This window comes from Micromonospora sp. NPDC050276, assembly GCF_044459545.1.
Taxonomy (GTDB): domain Bacteria; phylum Actinomycetota; class Actinomycetes; order Mycobacteriales; family Micromonosporaceae; genus Micromonospora.
Window position 1 is genome coordinate 159,950 of sequence record NZ_JBITJA010000005.1, and the last position, 22,694, is coordinate 182,643.

At 73.9% G+C, this 22,694-nt stretch carries 20 protein-coding genes; 10 read left to right on the top strand and 10 right to left on the bottom strand.

What is annotated here, in order from left to right; all coding sequences use genetic code 11:
* Nucleotides 1-52: 52 nt before the first annotated feature.
* From ACIBF8_RS12120 to ACIBF8_RS12135, 4 genes are all read right to left on the bottom strand, one after another.
* Nucleotides 53-3,439 (bottom strand): error-prone DNA polymerase, encoded by a 3,387-nt coding sequence (locus ACIBF8_RS12120; protein WP_396782673.1) that lies wholly within the window; start codon nt 3,437-3,439, stop codon nt 53-55.
* A 60-nt stretch (nt 3,440-3,499) separates the two neighbouring features.
* The gene (locus ACIBF8_RS12125; protein ID WP_396782674.1) at nt 3,500-5,143 is read right to left on the bottom strand and encodes a DNA polymerase Y family protein; all 1,644 of its coding nucleotides are present in this window, start codon (nt 5,141-5,143) and stop codon (nt 3,500-3,502) included.
* Nucleotides 5,140-5,865, bottom strand: a complete 726-nt coding sequence (locus ACIBF8_RS12130; protein ID WP_396782675.1) for a hypothetical protein — start codon at nt 5,863-5,865, stop codon at nt 5,140-5,142. Before ACIBF8_RS12130 ends, ACIBF8_RS12125 begins: the two co-directional genes overlap by 4 nt.
* Before the next feature lie 101 nt (nt 5,866-5,966).
* Nucleotides 5,967-6,416: an SAV_6107 family HEPN domain-containing protein gene (locus ACIBF8_RS12135; protein WP_007463070.1), complete on the bottom strand. Its 450-nt coding sequence runs from the start codon at nt 6,414-6,416 to the stop codon at nt 5,967-5,969.
* Nucleotides 6,417-6,851: 435 nt separating this feature from the next.
* Between ACIBF8_RS12135 and ACIBF8_RS12140 the strand changes: the two genes are divergently transcribed.
* From ACIBF8_RS12140 to ACIBF8_RS12165, 6 genes are all read left to right on the top strand, one after another.
* The gene (locus ACIBF8_RS12140; RefSeq protein WP_396782676.1) at nt 6,852-7,340 is read left to right on the top strand and encodes a YbaK/EbsC family protein; all 489 of its coding nucleotides are present in this window, start codon (nt 6,852-6,854) and stop codon (nt 7,338-7,340) included.
* 65 nt (nt 7,341-7,405) lie between these two features.
* A complete protein-coding gene (locus tag ACIBF8_RS12145; protein WP_396782677.1) occupies nt 7,406-8,176 on the top strand; it encodes a monooxygenase in 771 nt (256 codons plus the stop codon).
* On the top strand, nt 8,173-8,724 hold the full coding sequence (locus tag ACIBF8_RS12150; protein ID WP_396782678.1) for a GNAT family N-acetyltransferase: 552 nt from the start codon (nt 8,173-8,175) through the stop codon (nt 8,722-8,724). Before ACIBF8_RS12145 ends, ACIBF8_RS12150 begins: the two co-directional genes overlap by 4 nt.
* A complete protein-coding gene (locus tag ACIBF8_RS12155) occupies nt 8,721-9,599 on the top strand; it encodes a carotenoid biosynthesis protein (RefSeq protein ID WP_396782679.1) in 879 nt (292 codons plus the stop codon). The genes ACIBF8_RS12150 and ACIBF8_RS12155 overlap by 4 nt, the downstream gene beginning before the upstream one ends.
* The gene (locus tag ACIBF8_RS12160; protein ID WP_396782680.1) at nt 9,596-10,726 is read left to right on the top strand and encodes a glycosyltransferase; all 1,131 of its coding nucleotides are present in this window, start codon (nt 9,596-9,598) and stop codon (nt 10,724-10,726) included. The genes ACIBF8_RS12155 and ACIBF8_RS12160 overlap by 4 nt, the downstream gene beginning before the upstream one ends.
* 12 nt (nt 10,727-10,738) lie before the next feature.
* Nucleotides 10,739-12,226 (top strand): phytoene desaturase family protein, encoded by a 1,488-nt coding sequence (locus ACIBF8_RS12165; protein WP_396782681.1) that lies wholly within the window; start codon nt 10,739-10,741, stop codon nt 12,224-12,226.
* Nucleotides 12,227-12,300: 74 nt separating this feature from the next.
* Here ACIBF8_RS12165 and ACIBF8_RS12170 read toward each other — a convergent pair whose 3' ends face one another.
* Together ACIBF8_RS12170 and metF are read right to left on the bottom strand one after the other, a co-directional pair.
* Nucleotides 12,301-12,990 carry a CDP-alcohol phosphatidyltransferase family protein gene (locus ACIBF8_RS12170; protein WP_396782682.1) on the bottom strand — a complete coding sequence of 230 codons (690 nt, stop codon included), beginning with the start codon at nt 12,988-12,990 and terminating at the stop codon, nt 12,301-12,303.
* A 44-nt stretch (nt 12,991-13,034) separates the two neighbouring features.
* A complete protein-coding gene (metF, locus tag ACIBF8_RS12175) occupies nt 13,035-13,952 on the bottom strand; it encodes a methylenetetrahydrofolate reductase [NAD(P)H] (protein ID WP_396782683.1) in 918 nt (305 codons plus the stop codon).
* A gap of 251 nt (nt 13,953-14,203) precedes the next feature.
* Here metF and ACIBF8_RS12180 point away from each other — a divergent pair, with 251 nt between their 5' ends.
* Complete coding sequence (locus ACIBF8_RS12180; protein WP_396782684.1) at nt 14,204-14,593, top strand: helix-turn-helix domain-containing protein; 390 nt, start codon at nt 14,204-14,206, stop codon at nt 14,591-14,593.
* A gap of 9 nt (nt 14,594-14,602) precedes the next feature.
* On the top strand, nt 14,603-15,685 hold the full coding sequence (locus ACIBF8_RS12185) for a polyprenyl synthetase family protein (protein WP_396782685.1): 1,083 nt from the start codon (nt 14,603-14,605) through the stop codon (nt 15,683-15,685).
* Nucleotides 15,686-15,838: 153 nt separating this feature from the next.
* Here the strand turns inward: ACIBF8_RS12185 and ACIBF8_RS12190 are convergent, their stop codons facing one another.
* Nucleotides 15,839-16,228: an Rv2175c family DNA-binding protein gene (locus ACIBF8_RS12190; protein ID WP_396782686.1), complete on the bottom strand. Its 390-nt coding sequence runs from the start codon at nt 16,226-16,228 to the stop codon at nt 15,839-15,841.
* 189 nt (nt 16,229-16,417) lie between these two features.
* Between ACIBF8_RS12190 and pknB the strand changes: the two genes are divergently transcribed.
* Both pknB and ACIBF8_RS12200 read left to right on the top strand, forming a co-directional pair.
* Nucleotides 16,418-18,406 carry a Stk1 family PASTA domain-containing Ser/Thr kinase gene (gene pknB / locus ACIBF8_RS12195; RefSeq protein WP_396782687.1) on the top strand — a complete coding sequence of 663 codons (1,989 nt, stop codon included), beginning with the start codon at nt 16,418-16,420 and terminating at the stop codon, nt 18,404-18,406.
* The gene (locus tag ACIBF8_RS12200) at nt 18,406-19,275 is read left to right on the top strand and encodes a deoxyribonuclease IV (protein WP_396782688.1); all 870 of its coding nucleotides are present in this window, start codon (nt 18,406-18,408) and stop codon (nt 19,273-19,275) included. Before pknB ends, ACIBF8_RS12200 begins: the two co-directional genes overlap by 1 nt.
* Nucleotides 19,276-19,436: 161 nt before the next feature.
* Here ACIBF8_RS12200 and ACIBF8_RS12205 read toward each other — a convergent pair whose 3' ends face one another.
* From ACIBF8_RS12205 to ACIBF8_RS12215, 3 genes are all read right to left on the bottom strand, one after another.
* Nucleotides 19,437-20,471, bottom strand: coding sequence for a threonine aldolase family protein (locus tag ACIBF8_RS12205; protein ID WP_396782690.1), 1,035 nt, complete (start codon nt 20,469-20,471; stop codon nt 19,437-19,439).
* A gap of 38 nt (nt 20,472-20,509) precedes the next feature.
* Nucleotides 20,510-21,916 (bottom strand): class II 3-deoxy-7-phosphoheptulonate synthase, encoded by a 1,407-nt coding sequence (locus tag ACIBF8_RS12210; RefSeq protein ID WP_396782692.1) that lies wholly within the window; start codon nt 21,914-21,916, stop codon nt 20,510-20,512.
* A 114-nt stretch (nt 21,917-22,030) separates the two neighbouring features.
* Nucleotides 22,031-22,540, bottom strand: coding sequence for a nuclear transport factor 2 family protein (locus ACIBF8_RS12215; RefSeq protein ID WP_396782693.1), 510 nt, complete (start codon nt 22,538-22,540; stop codon nt 22,031-22,033).
* Nucleotides 22,541-22,694 lie beyond the last annotated feature (154 nt).

Consider the following 22,694-nt stretch of genomic DNA (forward strand, 5'->3'; position numbering starts at 1 on the left):
GGGACGAGTCTCCCGCTCGACGGCTCGGGAAACCGTAATGTGGATCACTGAATCAGCGGAAGTCACGGGAGGCGGGGCTGACCGGCGGCTCGATGGCGTCCAGCCGGTCGGCGACCAGGTTGGTCACCCCCTCGTGCCGCTGCAACCGCCCTCGGACGACCAGCGCGGCGCTGGTCCGCGCCACCCGCCGGTAGCGCTGCCACAGCCCCGGCGAACAGGTGACGTTGAGCATCCCCGTCTCGTCCTCCAGGTTGAGGAAGGTGACCCCGCCCGCGGTCGCCGGACGTTGCCGGTGGGTGACGATGCCGCCGACCCGGATCCGTTGCCCCGGCTCCACCCGACCGAGCCGGGCGATCGGCACCGCGCCGAGCACGTCGAGCTGGCCCCGGATGAACCGGGCGGGATGGCTCTCCGGCGACAGCCCGGTGGCCCACACGTCGGCGACCAGCCGGTCCACCGCCTCCATCCCGGGCAGCGTGGGTGCCGCCGCGTCGGTCACCGTGCCGGGCAGCCGGCCCGGCCGGTCCTGGGCCGCCGCGCCAGCGGCCCACAGCGCCTGCCGCCGGGTCAGCCCGAAACCGGCGAAGGCGTCCGCGGTGGCCAGCGCCTCCAACTGCGCGGCGGTGAGACCGAGTCGCCGGGCCAGGTCCGGCATGTCCCGGTACGGCCCACCGGCGACCCGTTCGGCCTCGATCCGTTCGGCCACGTCGGCGCCGAGGGTCCGCACGCTGGACAGGCCGAGCCGGACGGCGGGGCCGCCCAACCCCCAGGCGTGCGGCGGCTCCCCCGGCCCGCTGCCCCACCGGGTCTCCGGGGTGGACTCCAACACCGCCTTTGCCCCGCTGGCGTTGATGTCCGGACGACGGACCTCCACCCCGTGCCGGCGGGCGTCGTCGACCAGGGTCTGCGGCGAGTAGAACCCCATCGGCTGGGCGTTGAGCAGCGCGGCCAGGAACGGCGCCGGGTGGTAGCGCTTGAGCCAGGAGCTGGCGTAGACCAGGTAGGCGAAGCTCATCGCGTGGCTCTCCGGAAAGCCGTAGCTGGCGAACGCGGTGAGCTTGCGGTAGACGTCGTCGGCCAGCTCACCGGTGATGCCCCGCTCGGCCATCCCGGCGTAGAGCCGGTCGGCGATCCGGGTCATCCGCTCGACCGACCGTTTGGCGCCCATCGCCCGGCGCAACTGGTCGGCCTCGGCCGCGTCGAAGCCGGCCAGGTCGATGGCGAGCTGCATCAGCTGCTCCTGGAACAGCGGCACACCCAGGGTCTTCTCCAGGGCGTTGCGCATCAGCGGGTGCGCGAAGGTCACCGGCTCCTGGCCGTTCTTGCGCCGGATGAACGGGTGCACCGAGCCACCCTGGATCGGGCCGGGTCTGATCAGCGCCACCTCGACCACCAGGTCGTAGAACTCGCGGGGCTTGAGCCGGGGCAGGGTGGCCATCTGGGCGCGGCTCTCCACCTGGAACACCCCGACCGAGTCGGCCCGGCAGAGCATGTCGTAGACCTCCGGGTCGTCCAGGGTCATGTCACCGAGGTCGAGCCGGGACCCGATCATGTCGTAGCCGTAGTGCAGGGCGGAGAGCATGCCCAGGCCGAGCAGGTCGAACTTGACCAGGCCCACCGCGGCGCAGTCGTCCTTGTCCCACTGCAGGACGCTGCGTCCGGGCATCCGCCCCCACTCCACCGGGCAGACCTCGATCACCGGCCGATCGCAGATCACCATGCCGCCGGAGTGGATGCCCAGGTGGCGCGGGAACGTCTGCAACTCGTTGGCGTACTCCACCACCTGCTCGGGGATGTTCTCCACATCGACCGTGGCGACCGAGCCCCACCGGTCGATCTGCTTGCTCCAGGCGTCCTGCTGCCCCGGCGAGTAGCCGAACGCCTTGGCCACGTCCCGCACGGCCGACCGGGGCCGGTAGGAGATGACGTTGGCGACCTGGGCGGCGTGCTCCCGGCCGTAGCGGGTGTAGACGTGCTGGATCACCTCCTCCCGGCGGTCGGACTCGATGTCCACGTCGATGTCCGGTGGGCCGTCCCGCTCCGGGGCGAGGAACCGCTCGAAGAGCAGTTGGTGCCGGACCGCGTCCACATTGGTGATCCGCAGCGCGTAGCAGACCGCCGAGTTGGCCGCCGAACCCCGGCCCTGGCAGTAGATGTCCTGCTCCCGGCAGAACGTGACGATGTCGTAGACCACCAGGAAGTAGCCGGGGAAACCCAGCTCCTCGATCATGTTCAGTTCGTGGTCGAGTTGCGCGTACGCCGTCGGGTGCGCCTGCGGCGGCCCGTAGCGTTCGTGTGCCCCGTCGGCGGTCAGCTTCCGCAGCCAGCTCATCTCGGTGTGCCCCGGCGGCACCGGGTACGCCGGCAGCTGCGGCGCGACGAGCTGCAGGTCGAAGGCCAGCTCGGCGCCGAACTCGGCGGCCCGCGCCACCGCGCCCGGGTACGCGGCGAACCGGGCCGCCATCTCCGCGCCGCTGCGCAGGTGGGCGGTGGCCGCGGCGGGCAACCAGCCGTCGATCTCGTCCAGGCTGCGTCGGGCCCGGACCGCGGCGACCGTGGTGGCCAGCCGACGCCGGCCGGGACTGGCGTAGTGCACGTTGTTGCTGGCCACCGTCGGCAGCCCGGCCGCGGCGGCCAGATCGGCGAGCGCGTCGTTGCGGTCGGCGTCGACGGGATGGCCGTGGTCGGTCAGCTCCACCGCCACCGTCTCCGCGCCGAAGAGCGCGGTCAGCCGGTCCAACTCGCGGGCCGCCGCGTCCACCCCCTCGGTGAGCAGCGCCCCCGGCACGTGCCCCTTGCGGCAGCCGGTCAGCACCAGCACGTGGTCACGCAGCTCGGCGGCGACCTCCTCCAGCTCCCCGTAGACCGGGCGACCCTTCTCCCCGCCGCGTAGCTGGGCGCGGGCGATGGTGGTGGCCAGCCGGGCGTACCCCTCGTGGCCGTGCGCGAGCACCAGCAGGTGCGCGCCGTGCGGGTCGGGCTCGCCGTTCTGCGGGCCGGGCAGCCCGAGGGACAGCTCCGCGCCGAAGATGGTCGGCAGGCCCAGCGTACGAGCCGCCTCGGCGAAGCGGACCACCCCGTAGAAGCCGTCGTGGTCGGTGACGGCGAGCGCGGTGAGCCCCAACCGGGCCGCCTCCTCGGCCAACTCCTCGGGGTGGCTGGCGCCGTCGAGGAAGCTGAAGTTGGTGTGCGCGTGCAGCTCCGCGTAGGGCACCACGTCGTCGGGGCGGGTCAGCTCCGGCGGCTGGTACTGCTCACGGTGGCGGCTCCAGGCTGGGGAGTCGCCCCCGTCGGCGTCCACGGCGAGCGGGTCCACCACGTGCAGGTGCCGGTCCTCGCGCGACCGCCCGCCGCCCGACCTGCCGTTGCCGCCGCTGGACCGCCCGGAGAGCACCCGCTCCAACTCCGACCAGGGCATCTTCGGGTTGTGGAAGCTCATCGAGCCACCCTCCGGGGTGGCCGGATCCCGACGGCCGGATCCGGCCTGGGGAACAGCGGCTCAGTCATAGATCGCCTCCACCAGCCACTGCCCGGCCTCGACGGCCAGCAGCAGGGCGGCACCGTCGGCCAGGCTGACCTGGAACCGGGCTCGGCGACGGGCCTCGGCCGGCGCCCACCACCGCTCGTCCACCGGCCACGGGCCGGCCCAGCCCACGATCTCCGCCGGCTGGCCGGTGCCGACCACCAGCCGGGCCGGTGGGGCGCTCACCGCCAACCGCGCGCTGATCACCACCGGCTCGCCGGCGGCGTCGTGCACGGTCGCCGCGAGCGGGCTGGGCAGCACCACCGCCGGCGCGGGCGCCGGCAGCCGACCCGGCCACGGTGGCGCTCCGCCTCCGCCACGGTCGGCAGACCGACCGGCACTGACGGCCCGGTCGGCGCCGCTCGGATCGCCAGGCAGCGGTGCGGGGCCGGGGCGGGCGGGGAGGCGTTCGTCGCCCCACGGCACCAGCCGCACCTGGTCGGCCGGGGAGCGCCCGCCGCCGAGCACCGCGGTGACCACCGCCTCCGGGCCGAGGATGCCCTGCACCCGGCTCAACGCCCGGTGCGCGCGTTCCCGCTCCTCGCCGGTCTCCCCCCAGAGGCCGGCCTGCAGACCGGTCTGGGCGATCACCCCGTCCGGGATCAGTCGCAGCCGGATGATGCCGGCCGTCGGTCGGGCCGGTCGGGCACCGGCGCGGCCGTTGCTGCCTGAGAGCCACCCGTCGAGCTGCCAACGCACCCGGTCGGCGATGGCCGCGGCGGTGAGCAGGCCATCGTGCCGCCACACCCGGTGCAGCTCCTGCCCGTGCTCGGTGACCGCCTCGATGCCGAGCCGGGTGCAGGCCAGCCCGTGCCCGGCCAACCGCTCGTGCAGCTGCTCAGCCAGCGCCCGGGCCATGAACGCCGCCGCGTCGACCCGGTCGATCGGCTCGTCGTGCTCGGCGGTCACCGTCAGGTCGGCCGGCGGCTGCCGGACGGCGAGTGGGCGGTGGTCCCGCCCAGCGGCCAGCCGATGGGCCAACGCACCGTCGAACCCGAACCGGGCCAGCACGTCGCCGGCCGGCAGGGCGGCGAAGTCGCCGAGGGTCCGCACCCCCAGCCGGCGCAGCAGGTCGGCCAACGCCGACCGGCCGAGCGCCTCGACCGGCAGCCCGGCCAGGAACTCCGGCGTTCCGCCCGGTGCCACCACCCGGCCGGCGCGAGCGGCCAACCCGGCCGCGAACACCCCGTCGGCGATGCCGACCTGGCTCTCCACCAGGCACGACTGGGCCACGTGCTCGATGATCCGCTCGGCGGCCGCCTCCTCGCCGCCGAGGTAGCGGCCCGGCCCCCGGGCGGCCACCGCGCAGGCGCCCGGACGGACCACCTCGACGCCGGCGACCAGCTCCTCCACCGCGGCGACCACCGGCTCGAACGCCCGGGCGTCCCGGCCCGGGTCGTACTCCACGACGGTGAGCTGCGGGCAGCGACCCTGCGCCTCCCGCTTGCGCAGCCCGCGACGCACCCCCTCGGTGCGGGCCCGTTCGGAGCAGGCGACCACCCGGTTGGCGTGCAGCACGGCGACCGGGCCGGTCGCCGGCACCCCGTCGACGATCTCGGCGGCGAGCACCGGCCAGTCCGGGCACCACAGCAGCAGGGTGCGTGCCGGCGAGCCGGTCACCCCCGACCGACCAGGGCGAGTGGCACGGCCGATCGGCCCACCGGCGACGGCAGCGTACGAGGGATCACCCGGGTCAGCTCGTCACCGGGGAGCCAGACCTTGATCTCCTTGGGTCGCGCGGCCGCCCCGCGCCCGCGCGCCGAGACGGTGATCTCCCGGCGGCGCAGCCGTCCCCGGCCCCGCCCGAGCCCTTCCCAGACTCCACGGACCACCTGCAGTGTCACGTCGGCGCCGTCCCACCGGCCGTACGGGACGAGCACGCTGCCGCGCTGCCGGGCCCGGGCGGCCAACCGGGTGGCCACCGAGGCGGAGACCGTGGCCGGCACGGTGGTGACCACGACGTCCACCCCGTCGATCAGTGCGGCGACCACGGTGGCCCATTCGGGGCCGGGGTTCGGCACCAGGGCCAACCGGTCCAGGGCGATGCCCAGCTCGGCAGCGGCGCCCGCGCCGAACGTCGGCACCCCGACCACGGCGCACCACGAGCCGGCCCGGGACGCCTCGGCGAGCAGGGCCAGCATCAGTGAGGTGCCGCCGCTGCGGCGGGGCTGGCCGGCGGCGACCGCGATGGTGCTGCCCCGGCGCAGGCCCCGGTTGGGCAGCAGACCGGTCAGCTCGGGCACCACCGGCAGCACCCGGTGGCCACCGACCGGGTCGGGTGCGCTCGCCGGGCGCACCAGATCGGCCAGTGCGGCGGAACCGACCACCATGCGGCCCGCCATTGGACCAACTCCCCCGTCGTTGCTGTGGATCAGATCAGGACCGGCACGCCGTGCCACCGGCCGCCCGGCTCCCCCACGAGGCGGCCGGTGACACGGCGGGATCAGGCGGCGAGGCCGTCCAGGGCCGGTTGGTGGGCCACGCCGAGCGCGGTCTCCACCACCGTGACGAACTGTTCGGCGGCGCGGAGCAGATCGTCGGCCTCCCGGGCGCTGACCACCCGGGGGATGCCGGCCTCGGCGGCGGCACGCTTGCTGGCCCCGGCGGCGAAGAACCGGGACCACTCGTCGAGCTCCGGAGCGACGGCGCAGAGGAGGACCCAGACGCTGGTGATCCGGTTGCGCCGGCTCGGCGCGGGTCGGGCACGGGCGGCGAGCAGGGCGGCCGCCGCGCGCAGGGCCGCCAGGTGGGCAGCCGCGTAACGCAGGCCGTCAGGTCGGGTCTGGCCGGCCTCGACCAGCCCACGGCGGGCCAACGTGAGGAGTTGGGCGGGGGTGCGGTGCGGCAGCACGTGCGCCGGCACCGTCGGTGCCTGAGCCGGGTTGGTCGGCATGAGTGTCTCTCCTCCACGTGGCCGAGGCGTCGCTCCGGTGGGCTGATGCCGCCGATGAGACGCCGAGGTCGGGTGGTGCGGAGGAAGACGCACCGGGTGTGGCCGGCCGGGTGTGGATGCTTCCCCACACCACACCCGGCCGGCGGACCGGCGGGTGCGTCGCCCGCCGCCCGGGGGTCGTGGGCGGCGGGCGACGCTCCTGCCTGTTGGGACCAGGCTCGCGACTGCCCGGAACCCCAGGTGCGGCCCGCGGAGCCGCACCGCCCGGAGGTGGCGCCGCGAAACGCCGCGCTCCGGCTGGTTGGAACGAGCGTTCGAGGCAATCGAACACTCGTTCTAACTGCTGCTGACAGTACACCTCCCCTCCGACGAAAATGCAACGTGTGACGCGCCGGCCGGGTGAACCCGCACCGGCGAACCGGGAAGAATGGCGGGATGCAGCCACACCCGAACATACGGGCGGTGCAGGACGCGCTCACCGCCGCCAGCACGCTCGACGGCGCCGGTGAGCCCAGCACGGTCCGTCTGCTGCCCGACGCGGTGCACACCGCCGCCGCGGCCGCCGCGGCGCTCGGCGTCGAGGTCGGCCAGATCGCCAACTCACTGATCTTCGACGCGGACGACGCGCCGCTGCTCGTGCTCACCTCCGGCGCGCACCGGGTGGACACCGCCGGCCTGGCCGCATCGATCGGTGTCACCCGCCTGCGCCGGGCCACCCCGGAGTTCGTCCGGGCCCACACCGGCCAACCGATCGGCGGGGTCGCCCCACTCGGGCACCCGCACCCCCTGCGCACCCTGGTGGACACGGCGCTGGCGGCGTTCCCGGAGATCTGGGCCGCGGGTGGCGTACCCCAGGCGGTCTTCCCGACCACCTACGCCGAACTGCTGCGCGTCACCGCCGGCACCCCGGCCGAGGTGGCGTGAGCGAGCGGAGCGAGCGAACCAGCAGGCACAGCAGCGATGCGCTCGCGCCGCCGCGAAGCGGTGGCGTGAGCGAGCGGAGCGAGCGAACCGGCCGGCACAGCGGCACGGCTCCGGAGCTGGTCACGCTGCACGTGTGGCGGACCTCCCGGGGCGCGCTGCCCCGGGCGCTGACCCGGATGGCGGTGGACCCACGCCGGTTGCGCGCCCTCCCGGGCGCCCGGTTCGGCAAGTTGCTGGGCACCGGGACCGGCACCGACTTCGGGCCGAGGGACGCCGACCTGACCCGGTGGGCCGCGCTGACCGTCTGGGACTCCCCCGCCGCGGCGGCCGACTTCGACGACTCGTCGGTCGGGCGCGCCTGGGCGCGCATCGCCCAGGCCCAGGCCCGGATCGACCTGCGTCCGCTGACCAGCCGGGGCGAGTGGTCCGGCCAGCGGCCGTTCGGTGATCCGTCGGGCGGCCGGGTCACCGGCCCGGTGCTGGCACTGACCCGGGCTCGGCTGCGGGCCCGCCGGGCCGCCACCTTCTGGCGGGCGATCCCGCCGGTGGCCGCCGCCCTGCGCGACGCGCCCGGGTTGCTGGCCCGGTTCGGGGTCGGCGAGGCACCGTTGGGCTGGCAGGGCACGGTGAGCGTGTGGCGCGACCCGACGGAGCTGGTGGCGTTCGCGTACCGTCACCCGGAGCACCGGGCGGCGATCATGCGAACCCCCACCGCGGGCTGGTACGCCGAGGAGTTGTTCGCCCGGTTCGAGGTGCGCGACGTGGTCGGCGACCGGTCGGTGCTCGGGTGGGTCGCCGACGGCGGCCCGGAAACGGTGAAGGGTGGACGGGCATGAGGTTGGTGCGCTGGACGCCGGACGATCTCGTCCGGCGGCTGGACGACGTGGTGGCCGTCTACGGCGAGGCGATGGGATACCGCACCGACCTGTTGGAGGCCCGGCGCGGTTACATCGCCACCCACGTCCGCCGACCGGGTTTCCGGGCGGTCGCCAGCCTGACCAGCGAGGGTCACCTCGCCGGCTTCGGCTACGGCTACCTGGGGGCCTCCGGCCAGTGGTGGCACGACCAGGTGCACCGGGCGCTGGACGCGCCGACCCGCACGCGCTGGCTCACCCACTGCTTCGAGGTGGTCGAGCTGCACGTCCGGCCACCCGCGCAGGGGCACGGTCTGGGCACCGGCCAGCTGCGCGCGCTGCTCGGCATGGCCGAGGGCGACACCACGCTGCTGTCCACCCCGGAGGCCGACGAGAAGACCTCGCGGGCCTGGCGGCTGTACCGGCGGTTCGGCTTCGTCGACGTGCTGCGCGACTTCCACTTCCCCGGCGACGAGCGACCGTTCGGTGTCCTCGGTCGGGATCTGCCGCTCGAGCCACCGGCGCCATGACCCGGCGGATCTCCTGGACGCTTCTCGCCGTCCTGGTGCTCGCCCAGATCTGCTATCCGCTCACCACCGGCGCCACCCGGGCCGGGCTCACCGTGGCCACCGTCGTCCTCGGTTGGCTGCTCTCGGTCGGCCACGCGCTGCTCAGCCGGGGCCCACGGGTGGCGGCGGCGCTGGTCGCGGTGGCCACCGGCGGCGGGTTCGCGATCGAGGCGATCGGGGTGGCCACCGGCGTGCCGTTCGGCAGCTACGACTACTCCGGCGAGCTGGGCCCCAAGCTGGCCGGCGTGCCACTGATCATTCCGCTGGCCTGGACCTGGATGGCCTGGCCGGCCTGGCTGACGGCGGTCCGACTGACCGGCGGCAGCGCCACGACGGCCGGTGCCGCCGGGCTGACAGCCAGCGGCAGCGGATCGACGATCGGTCGATGGGTGGGAAGGATCGCGCTGGCCACGGTGGGGCTGGCCGCCTGGGACCTCTTCCTCGACCCGCAGATGGTGGCCGAGGGCTACTGGATCTGGCGCGACGCCACCCCGGCGTTACCCGGCCTGACCGGCATCCCGGTCAGCAACTACCTGGGCTGGCTGCTCTTCGCGGTGCTGCTGATGAGCGCGCTGCGCCCGTTGGCCGGGCCAGCCGCCGCGCACACCGATCGGCGGGACCACCCGATGATCGCGCTCTACCTGTGGACGTACTTCTCCAGCATCCTGGCCCACGCCGTCTTCCTGGACCTGCCCGCCTCGGCGCTCTGGGGCGCCGCCGGCATGTCGGTGACCGCCGTACCCCTGGCGGTGACCCTGCTGCGCGCCCAACGCGGCCGGCGCATCCGGCCAGCGGACCGCCAGCCGCACCGCCCCGGCGTCGACGCGACCCGATGACCGTCCTGCTCGCCCTGCTGATCGCCGCCGTCGCCGCGTTGACCGGGCACACCTGGCTCAACGCCACCCGGTGGCTGCGTCGGCCCACCGACCGGCCCGACGACGTCGACGAGCCGGTCGCCGTGCTGCTGCCGCTGCGCGACGAGGCCACCCGCGTCACGCCCTGCCTGCGCGCCCTGCTCGCCCAGCGCGGCGTACCCGGGCTGCGCGTCGTGGTCCTCGACGACGGGTCCACCGACGGCACCGCCGACGTGGTCCGCGCGGTGGCCGGCGACGATCCCCGGGTCACGCTGCTCACCGGGGTCGCCCCACCACCGGGCTGGCTGGGCAAGCCGCACGCCTGCTGGCAGCTGGCCACCCGGGCCGACCCGAGCGCCACCGCGCTGGTCTTCGTCGACGCCGACGTGGTGCTCGCCCCGCACGCCGTGGCCGCGGCCGTCACCGAGTTGCGCGCCGCCCGGGTGACGCTGCTGTCGCCGTACCCCCGGATCGTGGTGGCGACGGCGGCCGACCGGTTGGTGCAGCCGCTGTTGCAGTGGCTCTGGCTGACCTTCCTGCCGCTGCGCGCGATGGAACGCTCGCCGCGGCCGTCGCTGGCGGCGGCGGGCGGGCAGTTCCTGGTGGTGGACCGGGCCGGCTACACCGCCGCCGGCGGGCACGCCGCGGTCGCCGACAGGATCCTGGAGGACGTCGAGCTGGCCCGGGCGGTCAAGCGGGCCGGCGGGCGGATCGCCCTGGCCGACGGCTCCCGGCTGGCCACCTGCCGGATGTACGACGACTGGCCGCAACTGCGCGACGGGTACTCGAAGTCGCTCTGGGCGTCGTTCGGGCACCCGGGCGCGGCGGCGGCCGTGGTGGCGGCACTGCTGTTGCTCTACACCGCCCCACCGCTGATCGCGCTGGTGGGTGCGGCGGCCAGCGCGCCGGGGGTGGTCGCCGTGGGAGTGGCCGGCTACCTGCTCGGGGTGGCTGGACGGGTGCTCACCGCCCGTGCGACCGGCGGCCGGTGGTGGCCCGACGCGCTCGCACACCCCGTGTCGGTCGTGGTCCTCGGTTGGCTGACCCTGCGGTCGTACCATCTGCGAAAGCGACGCCGCCTGACCTGGCGGGGCCGCCCGGTCAGCTAGGGAGGGCGCGGCATGGCGCGGATCGTGGTCGTCGGCGCCGGGGTGGGTGGCCTCGCCACCGCCGCCCGGCTGGCCGCCACCGGGCACCAGGTGACCGTCTTCGAGGCCGCCGACACGGTCGGCGGCAAGCTCGGCCGGTACGCGCACGACACCCCGGCCGGGTCGTTCCACTTCGACACCGGGCCGAGCCTGCTCACCCTGCCCGAGGTCTTCCACGACCTGTTCGAGGCGACCGGGGCGAAGCTCGACGAATACCTGGACCTGGTCCCGCTGGACCCGATCGTCCGGCACGTCTTCGGAGGTGGCGGCCCGACCCTGGACTCGTGCGCCGACCCGGTGGAGTTCACCGCCCGGATCGGGGCCGCCTTCGGTGACCGGGCGGCAGCCGACTGGCAGCGGCTGTGGCGTCGAGCCACGCGCGTGTGGCACGCCTCCTCGCGGGACATCCTGCGCCGTACCGTCGACTCTCCCCGCGACCTCGCGTCGCTGGCCTGGCGCGTCGGCGACCTGGCCGCCATCGCCCCGGGCCGCAGTCTGCGCGGCCTGGGCCGCCGGCACCTGTCCGATCCACGGTTGCGGATGCTGCTGGACCGGTACGCCACCTACACCGGGGCCGACCCCCGCCGGGCACCGGCGGCGTTGGTCGCGGTCCCCTACGCCGAGCTGGCCTTCGGCGGCTGGTACCTGCGCGGCGGGCTGGGCACGCTCGCCGACGCGCTGCTGACCCGCTGCCTGGACCTCGGCGTGGTCGTGCAGACCGACGCCACGGTCACCCGGATCGACGCCACCGGCGGCCGGGTGCACGGGGTACGCCTCACCGGCGTCGCCGCGCCGGTGCCCGCCGACGTGGTGGTGGCCAACGTGGACGCGTTGACCGTCTACCGTGACCTGCTGCCGCACCCGCGCCGGTTGGCCGGTCTGACCGACCGCAGCCTCGCCGGCTTCGTGCTGCTGCTGGGCGTCTCCGGCAGCACCGGGCTGGCCCACCACAACGTCTTCTTCCCGGACGACTACGACGCCGAGTTCGACGCGGTCTTCGGTGACCCCGGCCGGGGCGTACCGGCCCGGCCGGCGGCCGACCCGGCGGTGTTCGTCACCGTGGCCGACGACCCGATGGTCCGCCCGGCCGGACACGAGGCGTGGTTCGTGCTGGTCAACGCCCCTCGGCAGGGCACCGCAGCGGGCGCGGTCGACTGGCGCCGGCCGGGGCTGGCCGACGCGTACGCCGATCGGATCCTGGACGTGCTGGCGCGGCGCGGCGTGGACGTGCGCGACCGGCTGCTGTTCCGGGAGATCCGCACCCCCGCCGACCTGGACGTGGCGACCGGCGCGCCCGGTGGCGCGATCTACGGCACCGCCGGCGGGCTGCTCCGCCCGGCCAACCGGGGCCCGGCAAACGGGCTGTGGCTGGTGGGTGGCTCCGCCCACCCGGGCGGCGGGCTGCCGATGGTGACCCTCTCCGCGCAGATCGTCGCCGACGAGATCGGCCCCGCCTGGTAGGGCGACGTGCCGGTGTCGGCCGGCGCCTGGCCCGGCCCGCCGCTCAGCCGGCGTGAGCTGGCCCGGCCCGCCGCTCAGCCGGCGTCGAGCAGGGCGCGACGGATGCTGGAGAGCAGTTGCCCCAGACCGAAGCCGGCCAGCAGCACCCAGACGGCGGTCGCCATGGTGATGGTGCCGGCGGCCAGGTCCGGCTCGATCAGGCCGGCCAGCCCGGCGACCAGCAGGCCGGCCAGCGCCACCGAGACGCGGGTGGGGCGTTCGCCTACGGTCACCGCGCCGATCTCCCGCATCCCGGCGGCGACCGCCCGCGCTCGGACGTACTCGTGCAGCCAGGACAGCGCGCCGCCCGCGACGACCAGCCCACCCGGCGCGCCCACCAGCCAGAACGCCAGCAGCCAGGCCACCTCACCGAGCCGGTCGGCGACCGAGTCGTAGACGTAGCCGAGCCGGGTGGTGCGGTCGGTGGCGACCGCCACCGCGCCGTCCACGCTGTCCGCCACGGCGGCGAGCAGCACGAACAACGCGCCGAGGAACGGCCCGTCGCCGGGCCGGGTCACCAGCAGCGGTACGCAGAAGCAGAGCAGCACCCCGGCCACGGTGACCGCGGTGGGGCTGACCCGCAGCCGACCCAGCACGTACCCGACGTGATACGCCAACCGCAGCCAGGCGCGCACCACCGGCGCCGCGACCCGAGGGTCGAACCCGCCGTGCAACCGCGCCCACGCCGTGGCGTACTGATCCCAGTTCAGCTGTGTGCCCACCACGGATCAACCGTCGCGCCGGGCAACAGGTGTCGCAGGTGCAGCGTTCACACGCGCGCGCCGGCCTTCAGGTTCTGCCAGACCTCGCGGGTCGCGGTGGACCGGTTGAGGGTGATGAAGTGGATTCCGGGCACGCCCTCGTCCAACAGTCGGCGGCACATCTCGCTGGCCTGCTCGATGCCGAGCCGGCGGACGGCCTCCGGGTCGTCGGCGACGCGTTCGAAGCGGGCCGCCAGCGCCGGTGGGAACGGCGCGCCGGACAGCTGCACGGATCGCTCGATGGTGCCGATCTGGGTCACCGGCATCACCCCGGCCAGGATCGGGGTGTCGCAACCGGCAGCGGCCACCCGGTCGCGTAGCCGCAGGTAGTCATCGGCGTCGAAGAACATCTGCGTGATCGCGAACTCCGCGCCGGCCCGACACTTGCGGACGAACTGCGCGGTGTCGCTGGCCACGTCGGGTGAGCGAGGGTGCTTGTACGGGAAGGCCGCCACCCCGACGCTGAAGTCGCCGGCGTCCCGCACCAGGCGGACCAGGTCCTCGGCGTAGTCCACGCCCTCGGGGTGGCGGATCCACTCGCCGCCCGGGTTGCCCGGAGGGTCGCCACGAACGGCCAGCACGTTGCGCACTCCCACCCCGGCGAGCCGGCCGACCACGTGGCGCAGCTCGGCGACGGAGTGGTTGACCGCGGTCAGGTGGGCCATCGGCAGCAGCGTGGTCTCGGTGGCGATCCGCTCGGTCACCGCCACGGTGGTGTCCCGGGTCGAGCCGCCGGCGCCGTACGTGATCGACACGAACGACGGGCGCAGCGACTCCAGCTCGCGGATGGCCTGCCAGAGCAGTTGCTCGCCCGCCTCGGTCTTGGGCGGGAAGAACTCGAACGAGAAGGTCGGCTGGTGCTCACGGATGAGCTCCCCGATCGCCGGCTGCGGATTGGGGAGTATCGAGGGAAGACCGAGCGCCACGCCCCGACTCTAGCGGTCGATGTCACCAGGACCCAGGCCCTTCCCACCCAGCGGCCGGTGCCGAACCGGCGCGCTCCGGCCCGGTGCAGGGCAAAGGCGTCGTACCTCCGAGGTAGGAATGGGTGGTGCGGAAGGGGCGGCGGGGGCGGCCCGGGGGTCCCCGCACGGGGGTCAGCAACCGAGCGGTGACGCCGGTCCCGTCCGGTCGGGCGGGTGGGTCGTCATCGCACCGACGCCCGCCAGGAGGACCCATGATTCCGCCCGCATCGCCGCGCCCCGCGCAGCTCGGGCCGCTGCTGGCCCGGTGCCGGCTGGCCCGTGGCTGGAGCCAGCAACGCACCGCCGCCGAGTTGTGTGCCGCCTCCGGGGTGCCGACGTTGAGTCGGCACGAGGTCTCCCGGTGGGAACGACAGCGCCGCGTGCCGGGCGGTTTCTGGCTCGGCTGGCTCGCCGTCGTCCTGGACGTGCCGCTGCTGGCGCTCGCCGAGGCCGCCGCAACCACCCGTCGAGCCGGCGCGACACGGGTCACCGGGCCGGGCCGCGCCGCCGGGTCCGGCGCGCGACGGGCCGGTCGAGCGGGCCCTGGCCGCACCGGTGGCACTACGCGTGGCGGTGGAGCACGAGCCACGGCCACCCGCTAGCGTCGGAGCGTGACCCACGCTGCTCCCGTTTCTCCCGTCGACCGCGCCGGCCTGCGACAGCGGGTCGACAAGGCGCTCACCGAGTTCCTGGCCAGCCAACGGGTCCGGCTCGCCGCCGTGGACGACGCCCTGGGTCCGGTGGCCGAGGCGATCGAGGCGTTCGTGCTCGGCGGGGGCAAGCGGTTGCGTCCGGCATTCGCGTACTGGGGGTTCCGGGGCGCCGGTGGGGTGGACGGCGACCAGGTGCTCACCGCCCTGGCCGCGCTGGAGTTCGTTCAGGCCAGCGCCCTGATCCACGACGACCTGATGGACCGTTCCGACACCCGTCGCGGCGAGCCGGCGGTGCACCGGCGGTTCGCCGCCCGGCACCGGGAGGCTGGCTGGAGTGGTGACCCGGACGGCTTCGGCGACGCCGCGGCCATCCTGCTCGGTGACCTGTGCCTGGTCTGGTCCGACGAGCTGCTGCACTCCGCGGGCCTGGACCTGTGGTCGCTGGCCCGGGCCCGACCGGTCTTCGACGAGATGCGCACCGAGGTCACCGTTGGGCAGTATCTCGACGTGCTGACCCAGGTCACCGGGGACACCTCGGTGGAACGGGCCAGCAAGGTCGCCCGGTACAAGTCCGCGAAGTACACGGTCGAGCGGCCGATGCTGCTCGGCGCCGCGCTGGCCGACGCGACGGACGACGTGCGGACGGCCTATTCGGCGTACGGGCTGCCGCTGGGCGAGGCGTTCCAGCTCCGTGACGACGTGCTGGGGGTCTTCGGTGATCCGGCGCTGACCGGCAAGCCGGCCGGGGACGACCTGCGCGAGGGCAAGCGCACCTATCTGGTGGCGGCGGCCGTCGAGGCCACCGACGACGCGGGCCGCGAGCTGCTGCTCAGCCGGCTCGGCGACCCGGAGCTGGATGAGCAGGGAGTGGCCCGGCTACGCGAGGTGATCTCGGCGAGCGGGGCACTGGCCCGTACCGAGCAGCGGATCGTCACGCTCACCGACGCCGCCCTGGCCGCACTGACCGCCGTCGACCTCGACACCGAGGCCCGCCAGGCCCTGGTGGACCTGGCCATAGCCGCAACCCGCCGAGCCGACTAACCCAACCCCACCCACCAGCCCTCCCCTCCCCTCCCCGGTTCCCCCTCCCCGGTTCCCCGGCGCGTTGATCATGAAGTTGTTGCCAGCCCGCTCGGCGTGTCGTGGCAATAACTTCATGATCAACGCAGACGGGCGCGGGGACGCCCCGGGAGGTTAGAAGCCGAGGGCTTGGGCTCGGCGTTTCACCTCGCGGGCCTGGTCGCCGGAGAGGGCGGCGGCCGGGGTGGCGCCGGGAAGGGTGTCGTCCGGCTCGTAGAGCCAGCGCAGGGCGGCCTCGTCGTCGTAGCCGTTGTCGGAGAGCAGGTTGAGCACGCCGGGCAGGTGCTTGAGCACGGTCTGGTTGGCAACCAGGTCCGCTGGGATCCGGCGGACGCCGTCACGGCGGACCGCCAGCAGCTCCCGGTCACGGATCATCTGGTGCACCTTGCTGATCGACACGTCGAGGCGTTCGGCGACGTCGGGCAGAGTCAACCAGCCGGCCGGGTCGGTGGGTCCGGCGAGCTCCAGGTCGGGCGCGGCCTGGTGGGGTACGGGTTCGGTCACCCGACCACCCTGCCACGCCGCCGCCGCGACGAGCCACCGGCACCCCGGGCGAGCCATCCGCGCCCACTCCCTGGACCGCCGCTGACCAGCCGATAAGGGGCGGCGAGCGCGGCGGGGACGGCCCAGTTAGGCGTACGGCTGTAGCATCCTGTTCAACCCTCACCCCCTGGACACATAGACTGCCTGCCGATGGACACACAGGTCGCCGACACGTTGCTGGGCTCGCTGATCGACGGGCGCTACCGCATTCGCGGTCGCGTGGCCCGTGGTGGCATGGCGACCGTGTACACCGCCACCGACGAACGCCTTGAGCGCACCGTCGCAGTCAAGATCATTCATCCGACCCAGGCCAGCGAGGCACGGGCCCGGATCGCCAACTTCGTGGCCCGATTCACCGACGAGGCCAAGACGATCGCCCGGCTGACCCACCCGAACGTGGTGGCGGTCTACGACCAGGGCACGCACGCCGGCCTGCCGTACCTGGTGATGGAGTACGTCCGTGGCCGCACGCTGCGCGACGTGCTGGCCGAGCGACGCCGGCTCAACCCGGACGAGGCGCTGGCCATCGCCGAGCAGATGCTCGCCGCGATCGCCGCCGCGCACCGGGCCGGTCTCGTGCACCGCGACGTCAAACCGGAGAACGTGCTGGTCGCGGAGGCGCCCACCGGTGGCGTCGCCAACCTGGTCGACAGCGTCGTGAAGGTGGCCGACTTCGGCCTGGCCCGGGCGGTCGAGGCGAGCGCCGACGAGGAGCAGGGCAACCAGCTGATGGCCACCGTGGCGTACGTCGCCCCGGAACTGGTCACCGAGGGCCGCGCCGATCCCCGCACCGACGTCTACTCGGCCGGCATCGTCCTGTTCGAGATGCTCACCGGCCGGGTGCCGTACGACGGCGACCGCCCGGTGGACGTCGCCTGGCAGCACGTCGATCGGGACGTGCCGGCTCCCTCGACGCTGGTGCCCAGCCTGCCGTCGGTGCTCGACGACCTGGTGCAGCGGGCCACTCGACGCGATTCCGGCGCCCGGCCCGCCGACGCCGGCGCGCTCTTGGCCGAGGTGCAGGTCGCCCGGGATCGTCTCGGCGATGTCAACAGCCACACCGCCGTACTCCGTCCGGTCAGCGACGAGGCGCCGATCTCGCAGGCGACCATGATGGTCGCGACGGTTCAGCCGCCCAACCGCCCGGCCTGGGCCCGGCTGCCCGAGGGCACCAGCAGCCAGGGGCCGGGCCGACGTCGGGCGACCCCGGAGCCGGCGGAGGGCCTGGGTGCCCGGCTCGCCGCGCTGCGCGGCACGATGTTGAGCAACCCCCGTGGCCGGCTGGCCGTCGCCGCCGTGGTGGTGACGCTGGGCCTGGTGGCCGCGATCGGGGGTTGGTGGTTCGGCGTCGGCCGCTACACGGATGCTCCGCAGCTGGTGAGCCTGAGCAAGGCCGAGGCGCAGGCGCAGGCCGACCGTGCCGGGCTCGTCCTCAGGTACGCGGAGCCGCGCTTCGACGAGAAGGCCCCGAAGGACAGCGTGCTGGGGCAGAGTCCGGCGTCCGCATCCAAGATCGTCAAGGGTGGCACGATCACCCTGACCCTCTCCCTCGGCCCGGAGCGTTTTCCGGTGCCGGACGTCATCGGCAAGGAGTTCGAGCTCGCCGAGGCAGACCTGGTCAACGTGAAGCTGGTGGTGGCCAAGGGTGCCGCCCGCTACGACGACAGCCTGCCGGCCGGGGTGGTGGTGGACAGCTCCCCCAAGGTGGGCACCGAGGTCAAGCCAGGTGCGAAGATCACCCTCATTCTGAGTCGGGGCAGGGCGCCGGTGACGGTGCCGAACCTGGTCGGTAAGAGCCTGACCGATGCCCGGGCGGCCCTGGCCAAGCTGGAGCTGGTGCTGGTGGAGACCTACAAGGACTCGGACAAGCCGAAGGACGAGATTCTCGGCCAGAGCCCGGCCGATGGCACCGGCGTGGAGAAGGGCACCCAGGTCAAGCTGGACGTCAGCAAGGGCCCGCCGCTGGTCGTCGTGCCCCGGGTGATCGACCTGCCCTGCCTCCAGGCCAAGCAGGTGTTGGAGAGCCAGGGCTTGCCGACGACGGTTGCGGTCAACCCGAATGCGGTGGCCCGGATCCAGGTCCCGAGCGAGAATTCGCAGGTGCCGCCGGGCACCCCGGTCGTCATCACGTGCTTCTGATGCCGGCGATCTCCGCGCGGCCGGTGGGCGCGCACACTCCGACCTCCGGCGGGCTGGCCAAGGCGGCCCTGCCGTACGCCGACGCGACCGGTGCGCGGGTCGTGCAGGTCTACGTCTCCAACTCGCGGGGCTGGGCACTGCCCAACGGTGACCCCGCGCAGGACGCCCTGTTCCGCGACGGTTGCGCCGAACGGGGCATTCCGGCGTTCATCCACGCCTCGCTGCTGGTCAACCTCGGCTCGCCCACCCCGGCCACGGTCGAGAAGTCGGCCCAGACGCTGGCGCACGCGCTGCGTCGGGGCGTGGCGATCGGCGCGCGGGCGGTGGTGTTCCACGCGGGCAGTTCGGTCGACGAGGGGCACGCCGAGGCGGCGATGCGACAGGTCCGCGAGCAGCTGCTGCCACTGCTCGACTGGGCCGCCGACGCTGGTGGGCCGATGTTGCTGGTCGAGCCGAGCGCGGGCGGAGGCCGGTCACTCGCCTCCCGGGTGGAGCAGCTCGGGCCCTACCTGGACGCGGTGGACCGGCACCCCATGCTCGGGGTCTGCTTCGACACCTGCCACGCCTGGGCGGCCGGCCATGACCTGGCGGCCGAGGGCGGCATGACGGCGACCCTGGACACCCTGGTGGCCACGGTCGGTGCGGACCGGCTGCGACTGGTCCATGCCAACGACTCGAAGGATCTGTGCGGCTCCACCCGGGATCGGCACGAGAACATCGGCAAGGGCACCATCGGCGAGCCCGCCTTCGCCGAGCTGATGGCCCACCCGGCAACCGCCGGCGTCCCGATCGTCGTGGAAACCCCCAGCGAGAAGCAGCTGGGCCACACCGCCGACATCGAAACCCTGACCCGCCTGTCCAACCCCTAACCCACCCGGACCCCCTGCCCCCACCCCACCCCACCCGGACCGCCGCGGTGATCAAGAGGTTTGCGTCAGAATCCGGGTCCGGAGTGACGCAAACCTCTTGATCACCGAGGGGAGCGGGGGGTAGGGGGTAGGGGGGTGGGGGGTTGGGGGTTGGGGGCGGGTTAGGGCGCGGCGAGGATTCGGGGTAGGACGGCGACGGCGCGGTCGATGTCCGCGTCGTTGAGGCCCAGGTGGGTGACCAGGCGGGCGGTGCGGGGGCCAAGCACCGAGATCAGTACGCCCTCGGCTCGCGCGGCGGCAGCCAGGGCACGGGCGTCCAGGGTGTGCTTGGTGAGGTCCAGTGCGACCAGGTTGGTACGAACCGTGGTGGCCAGCACACCGAACGGCGCGACCGTCTCGGCCAGCCGAGCCGCCCTGGCGTGGTCCTCGGCCAGCCGGTCGACGTGGTGCGCGAGCGCGTACCGGCCGGCGGCGGCGAGGATGCCGGCCTGGCGCATGCCACCGCCCATCCGCTTACGGATCAGTCGGGCACGTTCGATCTTCTCCGCACTGCCCACCACCAGCGAGCCGACCGGCGCGCCGAGCCCCTTGGAGAGGCACACCGACAGCGTGTCGAAGAGCCGGCCGTACTCGATCAGCGGCACCCGGTCGGCGACGTGCGCGTGCCAGATCCGGGCCCCGTCGCAGTGCAGCGCGACGCCCGCCTCGTCGGCGACGCCCCGCAAATCCCGCAGCGTCGCCAGCGGGATCACCCCGCCACCACCGCGGTTGTGGGTCTGCTCGACGGCGATCGCGCGGGTGGGGACGGCGAAGTAACCGTCCGGCCGGATCATCCTGGCCACGACCTCCGGGTCGATGTCCGCGCCGACGGCAGGCCAGGTCCGCGTGGAGATCCCGCCATACGCGGCAGCGGCACCGATCTCGTACGTGACCACGTGCGCGTCGGCGTCGCAGAGCAACTCGTCGCCGGGCGACACCAGCAGTTGCAGGGCGATCTGGTTCGCCATCGACCCGCTCGGGGCGAACAGCGCCGCCTCGTGCCCGAACAGCGCGGCGACCTCGGCCTCCAGCGCGTTGACGGTCGGGTCCTCGCCGTAGACGTCGTCACCGACCTCGGCGGTGGCCATCGCCTCGCGCATCCCGGCGGTGGGTCGGGTCACCGTGTCGGACCGCAGGTCCACGAACAGATCAGCCACTGTCATCCCTTCGACCGCCGACTGCGGGTTCAGCCAGCTCAGCCACGGAGCATTTCCGCGACGAGGAACGCCAACTCCAACGACTGCTGGGTGTTCAGTCGCGGGTCGCAGGCGGTTTCGTACCGGTCGGGCAGGTCGAGATCCTCGATGCCCTGGGCGCCGCCGAGGCACTCGGTGACGTCCTCGCCGGTCAACTCGACGTGCAGGCCGCCGGGGTGGGTGTCCAGCCCGCGGTGCACCTCGAAGTAGCCGAGCACCTCGTCGACGATCCGATCGAAGTGCCGGGTCTTGTAGCCGTTGGACGACTCGTGCGTGTTGCCGTGCATCGGGTCGCACTGCCAGACCACCTTGGCCCCGGCGGCGGTGACCTTGGCGACGATCGGCGGCAGCGCGTCGCGCACCCGGTGGTTGCCCATCCGGCTGATCAGGGTGAGCCGGCCGGGGATGTTGTCCGGGTTGAGCTTCTCGCACAGCTCGATCGCCTCGTCCGGCGAGGTGGTCGGGCCGAGCTTGACCCCGATCGGGTTGGCGATCCGGGAGATGAAGTCGATGTGCGCGCCGTTGATCTGCCGGGTGCGCTCGCCGATCCAGAGGAAGTGCCCGGAGAGCCCGTACGCCCGGCGGTCGGAGACCCGGGTGAGCGCCCGGTCGTACTCCAGGGCGAGGGCCTCGTGGGAGCAGTAGAGCGTGACGGTGCGCAGCGCCTCGTCGTCGGTCATGCCGCACGCCCGGATGAACGCCAGGGCCCGGTCGATCTCCCGGGCGATCGCCTCGTAGCGCTCTCCCGCCGGGGAGTTCTTCACGAAGCCCTTGTTCCAGTCGTGCACCGCGTGCAGATCGGCGAGCCCACCGGCGAGGTACGCCCGGAGCATGTTCATCGCCGCCGCCGAGTTCGCGTACGCGCGGATCATGCGCTGCGGGTCGGCGACCCGGGCGGCCGGGTCGGCCTCCAGCGAGTTGATCATGTCGCCGCGGTACGCGGGCAGGCCGCGCGCGTCGGTCGGCAGCGAGCGGGGCTTCGTGTACTGCCCGGCGACCCGGGCCACCTTGACCACCGGCAGCGACGCACCGTAGGTGAGCACGATCGCCATCTGGAGCAGGGTGCGGGCGTTGGCCAGCAGGTGGCTCTCGGTGTTGTCGACGAACGTCTCGGCGCAGTCACCACCCTGCAGCAGGAACGCCTTGCCCTCGCAGACCAGGGCGAGCTTCTGCCGGAGCTGGTCCACCTCGTAGGGCGCGACGACCGACGGCACGGTGTCGAGGACCTTGCAGACCTCGGCCACCGCGGCGGGGTCGGACCACGGCGGGACCTGCTCGCGGGGCAGCTCCCGCCATCGGTCCAGGCCGAGCGCGGCGTCCTCGGCGGAGTCGACGGTCGGTCGGCTGGTCTGCAGGCCCGGGCTGCCCACCGCGGGATGGCTCAGCTGATGCCACTCATGGCGCATGACAGAAAGCGTACGGCGACGGTCGGGGTGCCCGGGCGGCGAGGGGGACGGTTCCGGCAGATGGGAGATCAATCCGCCAGGCGCTGGTCAGGACGCGGGCGAGGGAACGAGCGGTCAGGACGCGGGCGAGGGAACGGGACCGTTCGGCGACGGGCTGGCCGCCGGGGTGCTGCCCGGCGCCTCCCCGGCGATGCACCAGTCGCCTCCGTCGCGGGTGACCGTGAACACCAGCGGCCGGGCGACGGTGCGTTTGCCGATCGCGACCGAGACCGAGACGCTGACCTCCTGCCCGAGCGGACCGGACCGAATGTCGGTGATGGCCGCCTCGGGCACCTGGAAGTGATCGGCGAAGTCACCGTTGGGGCCGGTGGCGCCCAGGTCGAAGCCGTCGTGCAGCAGTGCGCAGAGCTGGCTGCGGCCGGCCGCCACGTCCTTGGCCGCCATCGCGTCGAGGTACGCCTGCACGCGCTCACGGGAGCGGGCGGTGGCCTCCTCGGCGGGGACGCGCGCCGGCTTCGCGGGCTCGTCGGTGTCCTCGCCGCCGATGCCGCAGCCGACCAGGGCGATCGGCAGCAGCACCAACCCGGCTGCGGTCGCCGCCAGCCTGCGCTGGATCGGGCGCATGATCACCTCCGTCGACGGTGAGATCGAGACGTACCGAGCCGCGAGTCTGCCACATCGAGCTGGTCGAGCCCAACGGCGTCGGCCCGGCCGACGCGAGGCGTCGACCGGGCCGCGGTGGCACGGGCGGGAAGGGGCGGTGCGGGCCCCTTCCCGC

What these genes read in the sequence shown, in the direction of transcription:
- ACIBF8_RS12120 (WP_396782673.1), bottom strand. Translation starts at nt 3,439, where the DNA reads ATGAGCTTCCACAACCCGAAGATGCCCTGGTCGGAGTTGGAGCGGGTG.
- ACIBF8_RS12130 (WP_396782675.1), bottom strand. Translation starts at nt 5,865, where the DNA reads ATGGCGGGCCGCATGGTGGTCGGTTCCGCCGCACTGGCCGATCTGGTG.
- ACIBF8_RS12135 (WP_007463070.1), bottom strand. Translation starts at nt 6,416, where the DNA reads ATGCCGACCAACCCGGCTCAGGCACCGACGGTGCCGGCGCACGTGCTG.
- ACIBF8_RS12140 (WP_396782676.1), top strand. Translation starts at nt 6,852, where the DNA reads ATGCAGCCACACCCGAACATACGGGCGGTGCAGGACGCGCTCACCGCC.
- ACIBF8_RS12150 (WP_396782678.1), top strand. Translation starts at nt 8,173, where the DNA reads ATGAGGTTGGTGCGCTGGACGCCGGACGATCTCGTCCGGCGGCTGGAC.
- ACIBF8_RS12155 (WP_396782679.1), top strand. Translation starts at nt 8,721, where the DNA reads ATGACCCGGCGGATCTCCTGGACGCTTCTCGCCGTCCTGGTGCTCGCC.
- ACIBF8_RS12160 (WP_396782680.1), top strand. Translation starts at nt 9,596, where the DNA reads ATGACCGTCCTGCTCGCCCTGCTGATCGCCGCCGTCGCCGCGTTGACC.
- ACIBF8_RS12165 (WP_396782681.1), top strand. Translation starts at nt 10,739, where the DNA reads ATGGCGCGGATCGTGGTCGTCGGCGCCGGGGTGGGTGGCCTCGCCACC.
- ACIBF8_RS12180 (WP_396782684.1), top strand. Translation starts at nt 14,204, where the DNA reads ATGATTCCGCCCGCATCGCCGCGCCCCGCGCAGCTCGGGCCGCTGCTG.
- pknB (WP_396782687.1), top strand. Translation starts at nt 16,418, where the DNA reads ATGGACACACAGGTCGCCGACACGTTGCTGGGCTCGCTGATCGACGGG.
- ACIBF8_RS12200 (WP_396782688.1), top strand. Translation starts at nt 18,406, where the DNA reads ATGCCGGCGATCTCCGCGCGGCCGGTGGGCGCGCACACTCCGACCTCC.
- ACIBF8_RS12210 (WP_396782692.1), bottom strand. Translation starts at nt 21,916, where the DNA reads ATGCGCCATGAGTGGCATCAGCTGAGCCATCCCGCGGTGGGCAGCCCG.
- ACIBF8_RS12215 (WP_396782693.1), bottom strand. Translation starts at nt 22,540, where the DNA reads ATGCGCCCGATCCAGCGCAGGCTGGCGGCGACCGCAGCCGGGTTGGTG.